At 61.4% G+C, this 13,412-nt stretch carries 15 protein-coding genes; 11 read left to right on the top strand and 4 right to left on the bottom strand.

From position 1 onward, the window contains the following. Positions 1 to 8: 8 nt before the first annotated feature. Genes obgE through ACPF9B_RS05870 form a run of 3 tightly spaced genes read left to right on the top strand, consistent with a single transcriptional unit; the run spans position 9 to position 3,412 of the window. Positions 9 to 1,052: a GTPase ObgE gene (gene obgE / locus ACPF9B_RS05880; protein ID WP_007204829.1), complete on the top strand. Its 1,044-nt coding sequence runs from the start codon at positions 9 to 11 to the stop codon at positions 1,050 to 1,052. Continuing rightward, positions 1,040 to 2,146, top strand: a complete 1,107-nt coding sequence (gene proB / locus ACPF9B_RS05875) for a glutamate 5-kinase (RefSeq protein WP_424179899.1) — start codon at positions 1,040 to 1,042, stop codon at positions 2,144 to 2,146. Before obgE ends, proB begins: the two co-directional genes overlap by 13 nt. A gap of 9 nt (positions 2,147 to 2,155) precedes the next feature. Continuing rightward, positions 2,156 to 3,412 carry a glutamate-5-semialdehyde dehydrogenase gene (locus ACPF9B_RS05870; protein WP_424179897.1) on the top strand — a complete coding sequence of 419 codons (1,257 nt, stop codon included), beginning with the start codon at positions 2,156 to 2,158 and terminating at the stop codon, positions 3,410 to 3,412. A 97-nt stretch (positions 3,413 to 3,509) separates the two neighbouring features. Here ACPF9B_RS05870 and ACPF9B_RS05865 read toward each other — a convergent pair whose 3' ends face one another. Further along, positions 3,510 to 4,100: a histidine phosphotransferase family protein gene (locus ACPF9B_RS05865; RefSeq protein WP_007204832.1), complete on the bottom strand. Its 591-nt coding sequence runs from the start codon at positions 4,098 to 4,100 to the stop codon at positions 3,510 to 3,512. 29 nt (positions 4,101 to 4,129) lie between these two features. Here ACPF9B_RS05865 and ACPF9B_RS05860 point away from each other — a divergent pair, with 29 nt between their 5' ends. The 3 genes from ACPF9B_RS05860 (at position 4,130) to ACPF9B_RS05850 (ending at position 6,031) form a co-directional block, all read left to right on the top strand. Further along, positions 4,130 to 4,312 (top strand): DUF3553 domain-containing protein, encoded by a 183-nt coding sequence (locus tag ACPF9B_RS05860; RefSeq protein ID WP_007204833.1) that lies wholly within the window; start codon positions 4,130 to 4,132, stop codon positions 4,310 to 4,312. A gap of 92 nt (positions 4,313 to 4,404) precedes the next feature. After that, entirely contained in the window at positions 4,405 to 5,220 is an 816-nt protein-coding gene (locus ACPF9B_RS05855) for a GNAT family N-acetyltransferase (protein WP_424179894.1), read from the top strand. Continuing rightward, a complete protein-coding gene (locus tag ACPF9B_RS05850) occupies positions 5,213 to 6,031 on the top strand; it encodes a lysophospholipid acyltransferase family protein (protein ID WP_424179892.1) in 819 nt (272 codons plus the stop codon). The genes ACPF9B_RS05855 and ACPF9B_RS05850 overlap by 8 nt, the downstream gene beginning before the upstream one ends. Positions 6,032 to 6,090: 59 nt before the next feature. Here ACPF9B_RS05850 and ACPF9B_RS05845 read toward each other — a convergent pair whose 3' ends face one another. Continuing rightward, positions 6,091 to 6,717: a thiamine phosphate synthase gene (locus ACPF9B_RS05845; protein WP_424179890.1), complete on the bottom strand. Its 627-nt coding sequence runs from the start codon at positions 6,715 to 6,717 to the stop codon at positions 6,091 to 6,093. Between the two features lie 126 nt (positions 6,718 to 6,843). Here ACPF9B_RS05845 and ACPF9B_RS05840 point away from each other — a divergent pair, with 126 nt between their 5' ends. The 3 genes from ACPF9B_RS05840 to ACPF9B_RS05830 all read left to right on the top strand — a co-directional run bounded on the left by ACPF9B_RS05840 (position 6,844) and on the right by ACPF9B_RS05830 (position 10,268). After that, positions 6,844 to 7,584, top strand: coding sequence for an RNA methyltransferase (locus ACPF9B_RS05840; protein WP_424179888.1), 741 nt, complete (start codon positions 6,844 to 6,846; stop codon positions 7,582 to 7,584). Between the two features lie 78 nt (positions 7,585 to 7,662). Continuing rightward, positions 7,663 to 8,799, top strand: coding sequence for a heme A synthase (gene ctaA / locus ACPF9B_RS05835; RefSeq protein ID WP_424179886.1), 1,137 nt, complete (start codon positions 7,663 to 7,665; stop codon positions 8,797 to 8,799). Beyond that, positions 8,799 to 10,268, top strand: coding sequence for a carboxypeptidase M32 (locus ACPF9B_RS05830; RefSeq protein ID WP_424179884.1), 1,470 nt, complete (start codon positions 8,799 to 8,801; stop codon positions 10,266 to 10,268). The genes ctaA and ACPF9B_RS05830 overlap by 1 nt, the downstream gene beginning before the upstream one ends. Before the next feature lie 65 nt (positions 10,269 to 10,333). On the opposite strand, the gene ACPF9B_RS05825 is transcribed toward ACPF9B_RS05830, so the two are convergent. Continuing rightward, entirely contained in the window at positions 10,334 to 11,116 is a 783-nt protein-coding gene (locus ACPF9B_RS05825) for an enoyl-CoA hydratase (protein ID WP_424179882.1), read from the bottom strand. Between the two features lie 60 nt (positions 11,117 to 11,176). Between ACPF9B_RS05825 and ACPF9B_RS05820 the strand changes: the two genes are divergently transcribed. Continuing rightward, the gene (locus ACPF9B_RS05820) at positions 11,177 to 11,596 is read left to right on the top strand and encodes a PaaI family thioesterase (protein ID WP_007204841.1); all 420 of its coding nucleotides are present in this window, start codon (positions 11,177 to 11,179) and stop codon (positions 11,594 to 11,596) included. Positions 11,597 to 11,642: 46 nt separating this feature from the next. Here ACPF9B_RS05820 and ACPF9B_RS05815 read toward each other — a convergent pair whose 3' ends face one another. After that, the gene (locus ACPF9B_RS05815; protein ID WP_424179880.1) at positions 11,643 to 11,870 is read right to left on the bottom strand and encodes a DUF1127 domain-containing protein; all 228 of its coding nucleotides are present in this window, start codon (positions 11,868 to 11,870) and stop codon (positions 11,643 to 11,645) included. An 87-nt stretch (positions 11,871 to 11,957) separates the two neighbouring features. Between ACPF9B_RS05815 and ACPF9B_RS05810 the strand changes: the two genes are divergently transcribed. Beyond that, positions 11,958 to 13,382, top strand: coding sequence for a PLP-dependent aminotransferase family protein (locus ACPF9B_RS05810; RefSeq protein ID WP_424179878.1), 1,425 nt, complete (start codon positions 11,958 to 11,960; stop codon positions 13,380 to 13,382). The last annotated feature ends 30 nt before the right edge of the window (positions 13,383 to 13,412 follow it).

Genomic DNA, 13,412 nt, shown 5'->3' with positions numbered 1-13,412 from the left:
CCGAACCTATGAAGTTTCTCGATCTTGCCAAGGTCTATATCCGGTCCGGTGCCGGTGGCGCGGGCTGTATTTCTTTTCGCCGTGAAAAGTTCATCGAATATGGCGGCCCCGATGGCGGCGACGGCGGCGATGGCGGCGATGTGATCGTCGAGGCTGTCGACGGTCTGAACACGCTGATCGATTTTCGCTATCAGCAGCATTTTTTCGCGGGCAGCGGCCAGCACGGCATGGGCAGCCAGCGCACCGGCAAGGATGGCGAGGATAAAATCCTGCGCGTCCCCGTTGGCACCGAAATCATCGACGAAGACGAAGAAACCGTCATCGCCGACCTGACTGAGATTGGCCAGCGCGTCATCATCGCCAAGGGTGGTAATGGCGGCTGGGGCAATCTTCATTTCAAGACCGCCACCAATCAGGCTCCCCGCCGCGCCAACCCCGGGCAAGAGGCGATTGAACGCACGATCTGGCTGCGGCTGAAACTGATCGCGGATGTGGGTCTGCTGGGGATGCCGAATGCGGGCAAATCCACCTTTCTGGCTGCCACATCCAATGCGCGGCCCAAGGTTGCGGATTATCCGTTCACGACGCTGGTGCCCAATCTGGGTGTCGTCGGCGTCGATGACGTCGAATTCGTGGTCGCCGATATCCCCGGCCTGATCGCGGGCGCCAGCGAAGGGCGCGGCCTTGGCGATATGTTCCTTGGCCATGTCGAACGCTGCGCCGTGCTGTTGCACCTGATTGATGGCACATCGGGTGATCCGGCGGGCGATCTGGTCACGATCATCCACGAATTGGAACAATATGGTGGCGAGCTTGCCGATAAACCGCGCATCACCGTGCTGAACAAGATCGATGCGTTGGACGCCGAAGAACGCGCCTTTTTGCGCGACGAACTGGCCGAGGTCGCAACCGGCCCCGTGATGCTGATGTCCGGCGTCAGCCGCGAAGGCATTACCGAGGTGCTGCGCGCCCTGCGCGGCGAAATCGACGACAACCGCCTGCGCCACCGCGTGGCAGAGGCCGCCACGGATGACCCCGAATGGCGGCCCTGAATGATGCCAAACGGCTCGTCGTCAAGATCGGGTCGGCCTTGCTGGTCGATGCCGCGACGGGGGCTTTGCGACAGGATTGGCTGACATCGCTGGCCGCTGATGTGGCCCAGATCAAGGCGCGCGGGGCGGATGTTATTCTTGTGTCATCTGGGTCCATCGCGCTTGGGCGCGGTGTGCTGGGTCTGCCGCAGGCCGCACTTGCGCTGGAACAATCACAGGCCGCCGCTGCCGTGGGCCAGATCCGGCTGGCGCGCGCCTATGAACAAGCACTCGCCCCGCATGGGATTATCGCGGGCCAAGTCCTTGTTACACTGGAAGATTCCCAGGACAGGCGGCGGTATCTGAACAGCCGCGCCACGATGGAAACCATGCTGGGCTTCGGGGTGGTCCCGATTGTGAACGAAAACGACACGATCGCCACCGATGAAATCCGTTATGGCGATAATGACCGGCTTGCCGCCCAAGTCGCGGTGACCATCGGGGCGGATCAACTGGTGCTTTTGTCCGATGTCGACGGGCTTTATACCGGCAACCCCAAGATTGATAGCACCGCGCAACACCTTGTCATTGTTGATAAAATAACGCCAGAGATTGAAAACATGGCTGGTGATGTCGGATCAACCCTGTCCAAGGGCGGGATGATCACGAAAATCATGGCCGCGAAAATCGCGACTGACGGCGGCTGCGCCATGGCCATCGCCCTTGGCACCGGCCTGCATCCGCTGGCGGCCTTGGCGCAGGGCGCACGCAGCACGTGGTTCACCGCACAGGTCGACCCGCAAGCCGCGCGCAAACGCTGGATTGCTGCAATGAAACCACGCGGTACGGTCACAGTGGATGACGGGGCGGGGAAGGCATTGCTGTCCGGCAAAAGCCTGCTGCCCGCCGGTGTGACCGGCATCATCGGCAGCTTCGGGCGGGGCGAGGTGATCACGATCTCCGATGCGGCAGGCGCGCCGCTGGGCCAAGGCCTGACCCGCTACACCAGCGCCGAGGCGCGCCAGATCATGGGCCGCAGATCAACCGAAATCGCGGCGATTTTGGGCTATGAGGGCCGCGCCGCCTTGGTGCATCGTGACGATATGGTGCTGTAAGGACAGATCATGACAGATATCCAAACCCTGATGGCAAAAATCGGCGCAGATGCGCGCGCCGCCGCCATTGTTCTGGCCACCACCGGATCGGAACGCAAACATGCCGCCCTGATCGGGGCTGCCGATGCGATCTGCGACAATGTCATGCAGATCCTGGACGCCAATGCCGAAGATCAGGTTTACGGCGCACAAAAGGGCCTCAGCCCCGCAATGATGGACCGGCTGGTCCTGACCGAACCGCGCATCCGCGCCATGGCCGAAGGTCTGCGCAATGTCGCGGCGCAACATGACCCCGTGGGTGCAGTGATCGCCGAATGGGACATGCCCAGTGGCCTGCATATCCGCCGCGTGCGCACACCTTTGGGCGTGGTGGGCGTGATCTATGAAAGCCGCCCCAATGTCACGGCAGACGCAGGCGCATTGTGCCTGCAATCGGGCAATGCGGTGATCCTGCGGGGCGGGTCTGAAAGTTTCCATTCCTCCACCGCGATCCACAAATGCCTGCAAACGGGCCTGCAACAGGCAGGTCTGCCCGCCACCGCGATCCAGCTTGTGCCAACCCGCGACCGTGCCGCCGTCTCTGCCATGCTGACCGCCACCGACCATATCGACGTGATCGTGCCGCGCGGTGGCAAGGGGCTGGTCGGGCTGGTCCAACGCGAAGCCCGCGTGCCGGTCTTTGCCCATCTCGAAGGGATCTGCCATATCTATGTCGGTGCTCACGCCGATCCGGCGATGGCGCTGGAGATTGTGCTGAACGCCAAAACCCGCCGCACGGGTATCTGTGGTGCCATGGAATGTTTGCTAATCGATTGGCGGTTCTACACGCAGCACGGATCGCTGTTGATCGACGCACTGATCAAAGCCGGGGTCGAGGTGCGCGCCGATGGCGATCTGGCTAAAATAATAGGCACCACGATTGCGCAACCCGATGATTTCGGACACGAATTCCTCGACATGATCTGTGCGGCCAAACTGGTCGACGGGGTGGATGCCGCCATCGCGCATATCCGCGAATTCGGGTCCAACCACACAGATGCGATCATCACCGAAGACGCGCAGGCCGCCGCCCATTTCTTTGCCCAGCTCGACAGCGCGATCCTGATGCATAATGCCTCAACCCAATTTGCCGATGGGGGTGAATTCGGCATGGGCGCGGAAATCGGCATCGCCACCGGCAAGATGCATGCGCGCGGGCCAGTGGGTGCCGAACAGCTGACCAGTTTCAAATACCTTGTCAGCGGCAATGGCGCGGTGCGCGGCTGACGCCCCCAACTTCTTATTTCCAAAAATACTCATCTTTTTTCGGATTGAGGCCGGGGAGGTCCCGGATCAGGTCCGGGACGGGACGGTCTACACGTTTTCAGAAACTCACGACGATCCGGTCGCTGCTCATCTTGACCTTCAACGCGCGCCCCGCCTCTTGCAACATGCAGGGCAAGAGCGCGAATTGTACCTGTGCTGCGGAATAGGTAAAAGCGGTATCGCCGGTGGCGAGCCTGTCCCACAGACAGGGATCGATATTGAACCGCAGACATTCCGCGCTCAGCACCCAACGGCCATCGATGACGCTGACATGGATGTCGCCACCCACGGGCATTGCAGCCTCAAAACATTGCAGCAGCAACAGCGCGCACCTCACCTCGCGACGGGGGCGATCCTCGGCCACTTGCCAGAAATATGTAAACCGGCCCCCGCGGGCCAGCACTGATATGAACGACAGCACATCAGCACTGCCCAGCATCTGTTCCGTACTGGCCGCGCCATAGGCGATGCGGTAAAACCTGATCCGCGCATTGGCGTTCTGGACAGAATCGGCGATCAGGTTCATCTCTGCGCCGGGATTGCCATCCGTCAGCGCCAAAAGTTCCAGCCCATTGCCGATCGCCCCAATTGGGCTGATAAGGTCATGACAAATTCGAGAGCCGACAAGAGTGGCAAGATCAGGCCGCATGACAAAAACTCCGGTAAAGGGACATCGAGATGACAGGCATCAATGCAATTCTGGAACCAGGAATGCTTGTCCGCCATCCTGCGCAGCCAGATTGGGGGATTGGCCAGGTGCAATCCAATATCGCAGGCCGGATCACTGTAAATTTCCGAGAGGCAGGCAAGATTGTCATCGAAGGGCACCACATTTCTTTAGAGATTGTCACGGATAACTAGATACAACTTAAGGTTGAACATTTTCCCTCACATCCGTCAACTGTGTGAAACAACTGGTTTAATTTGAACGCGAACAGGTTAACGATTCATTAATGAACGAAATGCAGGACCCTCCGCCTGATCTGGAAACAGGCCATCGCATGCCGCCGCATTTTGCAGTGTCAATTGCGCAAAATATTTGTGACGTGCAGGCGGCGCAGCGCTTGCGGTATTTGGTTTTCGTTTCCGAATTGGGGGGCGACGGCCCGTTGGTTGACCATGATGCACAGTTGGAACAAGACCGATTCGATGCGCATGCCGTTCATTTATTGCTGCGCGATACAACCCGCGCAGAAAATGATCAGGTGGTGGGTGTTTATCGTCTGTTAACCGAAAAGGCCGCGGTGGCCGCGGGGCGGTTCTATTGCGAATCCGAATATGACCTGTCGCGGCTGAAAACATCGGGGTTGCGATTGTTGGAGCTTGGCCGGTCCTGCCTGCACCCCGATTATCGCGGCGGCATGGCGATGATGCATCTGTGGCAGGCACTGGCTGCTTATGTTCAGGCGCAAAAGATCGATGTGCTGTTCGGTGTTGCGTCATTTCACGGCACCGACCTGCAGCATCTTGGCGGACCGCTCAGCCTTTTGTTCCATCGCCACCTGGCACCAGAACCCTTTCTGGTGCAGGCCAAAGGTGCCGGCGCGGTCGACTTTGCGCCACTGCCTGCCGACCAGATCGACCGCGTGGCCGCGATGCGCGACACGCCCCCCCTGATCAAGGCCTATCTGCGGATCGGCGGTGTTGTCGGGCAGGGGGTGTATGTCGATCATGCGTTCAACACCACGGATGTCTGCCTGATCCTGCCCACAGCCTGCATCAGCACGCGACAAAAACAGATCTACAGCCGGCCCCTGTCCGATGGTTGAGACATGGCAAGGGACCCCGCCACCGGACCATCCGCCGCTGGGTTTGCGCGACTGGATGCGCGTGCTGCGCCGTGGCGCGCCTTTGGCGCTGCTGGTCTTTGGCGGGCTGCTGGTGTTGGTGCTGATCCGCTTGGTCGAAAAGCCGTTTTTCGGGCAGCGGCGTCCTGTGACGCCTTTTGTGACCCAGGCGGTCTGTCGCGCGGCATTCGTGCTGTTGGGGATCGGTTATGACACGCAGGGCACGCCCATGCGCGGCCCCGGTGCGGTGGTTGCCAATCATGTCAGCTGGCTCGATATTTTTGCGCTGAATGCGCGCAAGCGGATCTATTTTGTATCGAAATCGGAGGTGGCGCGCTGGCCCGGTATCGGCTGGCTGGCGCGCGCGACCGGCACCGTGTTCATCCGGCGCGACCGGCGTGATGCGCTGAGCCAGATCGCGCTGTTCCGCGACAGGTTGCAGGCGGGGCACAAACTGTTGTTTTTTCCCGAAGGCACATCGACCGATGGCTTGCAGGTGCTGCCATTCAAACCGACATTGTTTGCCGCCTTTCTTGACCCCGCCCTGCGGGCTGATCTGCAGATGCAGCCGGTGACATTGCGCTATTGCGCGCCCACAGGGGCGGATGCGCGGTTCTATGGCTGGTGGGGTGATATGGGGTTTGGACCGCATCTGCTGCGCACTTTGGCCGCAAAGCAGCAAGGCCGCGTGCGCGTGATTTATCACTTGCCGGTACAGGTGCGTGATTATACCGATCGCAAGGCGCTCGCGCGGGCGTTGGAGGACCGGGTGCGCGCGGGGTTGGCAGGCTAGGGGCGCTGCCCCTCGTCGCTGCGCGCCTCACCCCGGAGTATTTTTGGAAAAGAGAAGTCTTAAGAGGTCATCGCCTTGAGGAGCGTGCCAAGAGCCGCTGCCGCGTCATCCTCGCGCCAGATTTCATCGCCGAAGCCAAAGAAATCGGTATGTGGTGTCAATTGCCGGATCAGCGCGGCATCCAGCGCGCCTTCGGCGACGACTGGGACTTCGATCATTTCCGACCACCAGGTGAAAAGTTCCAGATCGGCGGTGCGCCCGTCGCCCAGCGCCGAGGCCCCGACCGGGCCAAAGCTGACGTAATCGGCGCCAAGTTCGCCTGCCGTCATGCCGTCATGGCGCGAATTGCCACAAAAGGCGCCGATGATGGCGTCATCGCCCAGGTCTTTGCGGATTTTATTGACTGATCGGGCTGCGTCGAGCAGATGCACGCCGTCAAGCCCCAGCCTGTCTACCATCAACACATGGCTTTCGATGACCAAGGCCACATCCCGCGCATGGGTCACGGCGCGCAAGGCGTCGGCTGCGCGCGCGATCTTGCTGTCGTCCTTGGTGGCCAGCGCCAGCCGGACACAGCCGATATCGTTGCTATCAAGGCAGGCGGCCAAACGGTCAGGGAAGCTCGTCAGATCAAAATCTGATGGCGTGATCAAGTAGATTTGCGGTGTGTCTGCGGCGTCCGACATCTGGGCTGTTCCGGTCTTGGAAAGGGTTCGCCTGTATCTAGCGGGGATCAACCGCTTTGGCCATGCCTTGCTTGCCTTGGGGCGGGGTGCGGCGTAACAGGGCGCAGTTTCATGCAAGGAAAGCCGATGCCCATGACCAATCCGCAGCCCGCCTTTGTGCTGATCCGCCCGCAGATGGGTGAAAACATCGGGGCGGCCGCGCGCGGCATGTGGAATTTCGGTCTGGACCGGATGCGCGTGATCGCGCCCCGCGACGGTTGGCCCAACCAGCGCGCGGTTGCCATGGCCAGCGGGGCGGGCCGGTTGCTTGATGAGGCGCAATTGTTCGAGGATACTGCCGCGGCGATTGCCGATTGCGATTTCGTTTATGCCACAACGGCACGCCCGCGCGGATTGACCAAGCCGGTCCTGTCGCCCGAGGCCGCGATGCAGGACGCCCATGCGCGTATCGCCGCAGGGGGCAAGGTGGCGGTCATGTTCGGCCCCGAACGCGCGGGCATGGAAAACGACGATATCGCGCGCGCCAATGCCATCATCTCTGTGCCGGTGAACCCGGATTTCCCATCGCTGAACCTTGCGCAATGCGTTTTGTTGCTGGGCTATGAATGGCGCCGTGTGACGGGCGAGGTGGTGGCGTTGCGCCATGATGCGCCGGGCGATTGGGCGACGCAGCTCGAGGTTGAAAAACTGGCCGATCATTATCAAGACCGGCTGGACGAGGCGGGGTTCTTTTTCCCCGATCACAAGGCAGCGAATATGCAGATGAACCTGCGCAACCTGTGGTCGCGGTTGCCGCTGACACGTGCGGATGTGCAGATGCTGCATGGCATCCTGCGCCAGATGGTGCGCTGGAAGGAACGTGGTTAAGCGCCCCCTGTGGCACCCTGACGCTTGCGCTTGGGGCCTGCCGGACCTAGGTTCCGCCGCAGCAAGACGGAGAGCCAAATGTCCACCAAGCGCAGCATTTTTCAAGAGGTCGGCGACAGCCCCAAACAGGCCGTGACACCGGGTGGCATCGCCCGTGCTGGTCAAGGTGCGCGGCTGGCGATCAGGGCCTGGTTGATGGCGCTGTTCGCGCTGGTCGTGATCATGATCGCCGTAGGAGGCTTGACCCGCCTGACCGACAGCGGGCTGTCGATTACCGAATGGGCGCCAGTAACGGGGGCCTTGCCGCCGCTGTCGGCCCAAGCCTGGGAGGCCGAATTCGACAAATACCGCCAGATCCCGCAATACCAGCTGATGAACCGCGGGATGAGCATGGATGAGTTCAAGTTCATCTATTACTGGGAATGGGGCCACCGCCAACTGGGCCGGTTCATTGGTCTCGTCTGGGCCTTGGGCTTTGTCTATTTCCTGCTGCGCCGCCAGATCCCCGCAGGCTGGACCGGGCGGTTGTTATTGCTGGGGGCTTTGGGCGGATTGCAGGGCGCGATCGGCTGGTGGATGGTGGCATCGGGCCTGCAGGAGGGCATGTTAAGCGTTGTTTCTTACCGGCTGGCCACGCATTTGGGGCTGGCTTTTGTGATTTTTGGCTTCATTTCTTGGTATGTCTATCTGCTGAGCCGTCCGGCGGCTGATCTGTTGCAGGCCCGCCGGTCGGGGGATGCGCGGCTTGTCAAATGGGGCGGTGTGCTGGTCGGGCTGGCCTTTGTGCAGATCTTGCTGGGTGCGCTGGTGGCGGGGATCGACGCGGGCCGTGCCTTTCCCGACTGGCCCTTGATGGCGGGCGGTTTTTTTCCGCCGGAGCCTTTTGGCCTTGATCCTGTTTGGCGCAATTTCTTTGAAGATGCAGGGCTGGTGCAGTTCATGCACCGGATGGCGGGCTATGTGTTGTTTGCTGGCGCGCTGGTGATCTGGTGGATCGCGCGCGCATCAGCAAACCGCGCGATCCGGGCCGCGTTCAACATGATGATGGCGGTGATGGCGTTGCAAGTCGTGCTGGGGATCACAACGGTGATCTATTCGGCGCCCGTGCATCTGGCGATATCGCATCAATTCTTGGCTGTCATCCTGTGGGCCACGATCCTGCGCGCGCGGTTCATGGCGCGCTATCCCAAGCCACAATCGGTCAGGACCGCGTGATGGCAGCCTATACGGACCTAATGGCGTTTCAGCGCGATACCGAGGCTTTGGCGCAGGTGGCCGGCCGGCTGGGCTGGGATCAGGAAACCATGATGCCCGGTGGCGCTGGCCCGCAGCGTGCCGAGGAACATGGCGCGATGGCCAGCATCCTGCATGCCCGTCGCACCGACCCACGTGTGGGTGACTGGCTGGAGGCGGCCGAGGCTGGCGATGACGTCGCTGCCGCCAACCTGCGTCATATCCGCCGCAGTTTCGACCGCGCGACCAAGGTGCCGGCACGGCTGGCCACGGAACTGGCACAGGCAACATCGCGGGCGCATCGTATCTGGGCCAAAGCCCGCGCCGAAGAGGATGTCGCGGCCTTTTTGCCCATGCTGCAACAGGTGCTGGATCTGCGCCGCGAAGAAGCTGCTGCTATCGCGGGCAATGCCGATCCTTATGACGCGCTGCTGGATGATTACGAACCGGGCGCAACGGGGGCCAGCCTGAGTGCGATGTTCGCGGCTCTGCGCCCGCGTCTGGTGGCGTTGCGCGCGGCTGTGCTGGACCGGCCCAAGCCAGCCACCTTAAGCGGGCTGTTCGACGAGGCAGGGCAGCTTGCGCTGTCGACCAAGCTTGCGCTGGCCTTTGGTTATGATCTGCAGACAGGGCGGATTGACAAGGCGGTGCATCCATTCTCGAGCGGCTCTGGCCTTGATGTGCGGATCACGACGCGCACAAACCCGGCCGATCCGTTCAATTGTTTCTATTCCACGATCCACGAGGTCGGCCATGCCGCCTATGAACAGGGAATCGACCGCGCGCATCTGCTGACGCCGCTGGGGGCTGGCGCGTCGATGGGCGTGCATGAAAGCCAAAGCCGGATTTATGAAAACCAGCTGGGGCGCAGCCGCGCCTTTACCGGCTGGCTTTACGGTCAGATGCGCGACACGTTCGGGGATTTCGGCATTGCCGATGAAGATGCGTTTTATGCCTGCGTCAACCTTGTCAGCGACGGGTTCATCCGCACCGAAGCGGACGAGCTGCAATATAACCTGCATGTGCTGCTGCGCTTCGATCTGGAACGCGCGCTGGTGGCCGGTGATCTTGCAGTGAGCGATCTGGAGGCGGCGTGGAACGATCGTTTCGCCGCCGATTTCGGTTTTGCCGTCGACCGTCCGTCCAATGGTGTCTTGCAGGATGTGCATTGGTCCGAAGGGCTGTTCGGGTATTTCCCGACCTATACGCTGGGCAATGTCTATGCGGGCTGTCTGCATCAGGCGTTGCGCGCGGCGGTGCCGGATCTGGATGATGATCTGGCGCGGGGTGATACATCACGCGCGACAGGCTGGCTGCGCGCCAATCTGCAGCAATTCGGGGGCCTGCGGACACCAGTCGAGACGATCACCCATGCGGCAGGATTTGCGCCGCATGAGGGGCCGTTGCTGGAGTATCTGGAGACGAAGTTTTCAGGCATATATGGTCTTTAGAACATTTATGCCTCGGGCGGGGATTACGTCAAATCGTGCTTGCGCGAATTGACGGGCTGGGAAGATCATGACCAATCGGGGGCGCGTTTTTCCAGAAAGGCGCTGATCCCTTCGTCGGTGTCGCGCACCATCATGTTCTCGACCATCACGGCGCTCGTATAGGCATAAGCTTCGGCGGTTGAGAGTTGCGCCTGATCGTAGAATGCGGATTTGCCGATCTTGATTGCGACAGGCAGTTTGGCGGCAATGGTCTGTGCAAGGTTGTGGGTTTCATCAGCGAGGTCCGTCGCTGGTACCGCGCGGTTGATCAGGCCAAGGCGTGTGGCCTCGTCAGTGTGGATAAAGCGGCCTGTTGTCAGCATTTCGAACGCGGCCTTGCGCGGAATGTTGCGGGTTAGGGCCACCATCGGGGTGGAACAGAACAGCCCGATATTGACCCCATTGACGCCAAAGCGTGTATCATCCGCCGCAATCGCCAGATCACAGGTTGCGACCAATTGGCAACCCGCGGCGGTGGCGATGCCGTGGACCTGCGCGATCACCGGCTGCGGCATCGACTGGATGCGCTGCATCACGGCGGCGCAGCGCGCGAACAGATCCGCGAAATAGGCCGCCCCGCCATCGCCGGCCTGTCGCCCTGCCTGCATTTCGCGCAGGTCATGGCCGGCGCAAAAAGCCTTGCCATTGCCCGCGATGATCACGGCGCGGATCGCTGTGTCATCGGCAATCTGGTCCAGCGCGCCCTGTAAGGCTGCCAGCATCGCATCTGAGAGCGCGTTAAGCCTGTCTGGCGCGTTCAGCGTCAGATGGGCGATATGGTCACGGTCTTGGCGCAGCAGGATATCCATCGGCTTGTCCTTTGTCATGTGTCGTCGCATGCTAGGCCAGCATGGGGGCGAGGGAAAGTCATGACGCTGAAAATGGATGCAATCGCCCTGCACGGGTTTCTAGACAAGGAATTTGCACAGGTGCGGGGTGATTTTATCATCGCCGATCTGGCGCCGGACCGGATCAGCGTGCAGATGCAGGTCGCAGACCGCCACCTGCGCCCGGGTGGTACGGTCTCGGGGCCTGCGATGTTCGCGCTGGCCGATGTCACCGCCTATCTGATCGTGTTGGCCAATATCGGCCCCAAGGCGCTGGCGGTCACCACCAATTGCAGCATTGATTTCATGCGCAAGCCCGCCGCGGGCCAGATGCTGGTCTGCGAGGCGCGGTTGCTGAAACTTGGCCGTGCGCTGGCCGTGGTCGATGCGTTGATTTACAGCGCGGGGCAGGCGGCACCGGTGGCGCGCGCCAGCCTGACCTATGCAATCCCGCCTACCTGAAAAATGGGCCGGGAAACCCCGGCCCAGTCAGGAAGAGGCGGGGCTGTCAGGCCCGCCAGAAAGGCTTGGACACTTCGGCCATCGCCGCGGGGTGGTCCAGGCCAATATCGGGCAAAAGATAGGACGGCAGGTCGCGCAAATGCGCGCGGGTGCGTCGGCGCAGGTCCCATGTGGTCACCATTACCGCGAAACGCAGGGCCAGTCCGGCCATGACCGGCACATGGGACTGGCTGGTCAGCACCGCGATTTGCATTGGCTGGATCGTATATGACATGGAACAATCCTCTCGTATTGTATTGACACAATGTAGCTTGCCGCTACAATAGAACGATACAATGCGCGCCGACGAAAGGTCTATGAAATGATTGTATCGGATACAATTTTCAAATCACCGCTTGGCCTTGCAGGGAAATCGAAATTCAAAGCACTGGCGCAGGCGATCCGTGAAGCAATCTTATCGGGACAATTGGCACCAGAGGCCAAACTGCCGCCCGTGCGTGATCTGGCCTATCAGATCGGCGTGACACCGGGGACTGTCGCGCGGGCCTATCAGCTGCTGACCGAAGAAGGCCGTCTGATCGCGGCTGTCGGGCGCGGCACCTTTGTGGCCCCCGCACAGCGCAGCCTGCGCCCGGCCAGCCCTGCGATTCTGGCGGCGGATGACCGCCTGTCACATGCCGCCGATGTGGCGCATCTGCTCAGCCCGAAGATGCCGGACATGGGGCAGGGGCAGATGATCCGCGATGCGCTGCACCATCTGGCCGAGACCATGCCGACCGAACACTTGTTGCGTTATCCCGACAGGCAGACCGATCTGGCCGCGCGCAGGGCCGCCGCAACCTATCTCAGCGTCGCGCGGATCGGCGCCTTTACGGTGGACGATATCGTCACGGCCCACGGCGGGCAAAGCGCTGTCGTGATGATCCTGCAGACCATCCTGCATGGCGCGCGCCCTGTCGTGGCGGTCGATGCGCTGAGCTATGGCGGCTTTCGCTATGCCGCTGCGATGTGCCGCGCCGATGTGGTGGGCGTGCCCTGGGATGCGGAGGGGCCTGACCCCGCGGCCTTTGAGGCGTTGATCAAGGCCCAGAGCGTGCAGGTCTTTTGCACCTCGTCCGAGGTCTGCAACCCGACGGTGCGGCACACGACCCCCGCGCGCCGGACCCAGATCGCACGGATCGCGCAGCGGTACGGCGTGCATGTGCTGGATGACGATTGTTACCGGCTGATGCGCTCGGCACATATCGGGCCCAGCTATCGCGCTTTGCTGCCCGATCTGGGCTGGCATGTGGTTTCACCGGCAAAATCCATCTCGGCGGCGCTGCGGATCGGGTTTGCGCTGGCCCCGCAGGGCTGGACATCGGCGCTGGTGCGCACCGCGACCTTCAGTTCCTTTGGGGTGACGCGATTGATGACCGATCTTTATGCCCATATCCTTGCGCAACCCGGGATCGACGCCGTACTGGATGCGGTCAGGGACCGGATTGCGCAGGATATCCGTGCGGCCGTCAATGTGCTGGGCATGTACAAGCTCAGCTGGTCAGAGGACGTGCCGTTTGTCTGGCTGGAACTGCCTTTGGGCTGGCGCAGCGGGGAATTTCTGCAGGCGGCCGATGCCGCAGGGGTGCTGATCAAATCCGCCGATGATTTTGCGCTGCGCGACGGGCGCAGCGTGCATGCGGTGCGCATTGCGGTGAACGGGCTGGTGCCGCATCAGACCTTTGTGGACGCGATGCATGTGCTGCGCGATCTGCTGGCCCATCCGCCACAGCGGATTTCGGTATAGTTTTGTGGGGTATAATGATACCTAATTTGC

The organism is Yoonia sp. TsM2_T14_4 (assembly GCF_049602355.1).
Lineage (GTDB): Bacteria > Pseudomonadota > Alphaproteobacteria > Rhodobacterales > Rhodobacteraceae > Yoonia > Yoonia vestfoldensis_A.
The sequence above is the reverse complement of the archived record's forward strand: the minus strand, read 5'-3'. Positions and strand labels throughout refer to the sequence as shown.

What these genes read in the sequence shown, in the direction of transcription:
- obgE (WP_007204829.1), top strand. Translation starts at nt 9, where the DNA reads ATGAAGTTTCTCGATCTTGCCAAGGTCTATATCCGGTCCGGTGCCGGT.
- proB (WP_424179899.1), top strand. Translation starts at nt 1,040, where the DNA reads ATGGCGGCCCTGAATGATGCCAAACGGCTCGTCGTCAAGATCGGGTCG.
- ACPF9B_RS05870 (WP_424179897.1), top strand. Translation starts at nt 2,156, where the DNA reads ATGACAGATATCCAAACCCTGATGGCAAAAATCGGCGCAGATGCGCGC.
- ACPF9B_RS05865 (WP_007204832.1), bottom strand. Translation starts at nt 4,100, where the DNA reads ATGCGGCCTGATCTTGCCACTCTTGTCGGCTCTCGAATTTGTCATGAC.
- ACPF9B_RS05860 (WP_007204833.1), top strand. Translation starts at nt 4,130, where the DNA reads ATGACAGGCATCAATGCAATTCTGGAACCAGGAATGCTTGTCCGCCAT.
- ACPF9B_RS05855 (WP_424179894.1), top strand. Translation starts at nt 4,405, where the DNA reads ATGAACGAAATGCAGGACCCTCCGCCTGATCTGGAAACAGGCCATCGC.
- ACPF9B_RS05850 (WP_424179892.1), top strand. Translation starts at nt 5,213, where the DNA reads ATGGTTGAGACATGGCAAGGGACCCCGCCACCGGACCATCCGCCGCTG.
- ACPF9B_RS05845 (WP_424179890.1), bottom strand. Translation starts at nt 6,717, where the DNA reads ATGTCGGACGCCGCAGACACACCGCAAATCTACTTGATCACGCCATCA.
- ACPF9B_RS05840 (WP_424179888.1), top strand. Translation starts at nt 6,844, where the DNA reads ATGCCCATGACCAATCCGCAGCCCGCCTTTGTGCTGATCCGCCCGCAG.
- ctaA (WP_424179886.1), top strand. Translation starts at nt 7,663, where the DNA reads ATGTCCACCAAGCGCAGCATTTTTCAAGAGGTCGGCGACAGCCCCAAA.
- ACPF9B_RS05830 (WP_424179884.1), top strand. Translation starts at nt 8,799, where the DNA reads ATGGCAGCCTATACGGACCTAATGGCGTTTCAGCGCGATACCGAGGCT.
- ACPF9B_RS05825 (WP_424179882.1), bottom strand. Translation starts at nt 11,116, where the DNA reads ATGGATATCCTGCTGCGCCAAGACCGTGACCATATCGCCCATCTGACG.
- ACPF9B_RS05820 (WP_007204841.1), top strand. Translation starts at nt 11,177, where the DNA reads ATGACGCTGAAAATGGATGCAATCGCCCTGCACGGGTTTCTAGACAAG.
- ACPF9B_RS05815 (WP_424179880.1), bottom strand. Translation starts at nt 11,870, where the DNA reads ATGTCATATACGATCCAGCCAATGCAAATCGCGGTGCTGACCAGCCAG.
- ACPF9B_RS05810 (WP_424179878.1), top strand. Translation starts at nt 11,958, where the DNA reads ATGATTGTATCGGATACAATTTTCAAATCACCGCTTGGCCTTGCAGGG.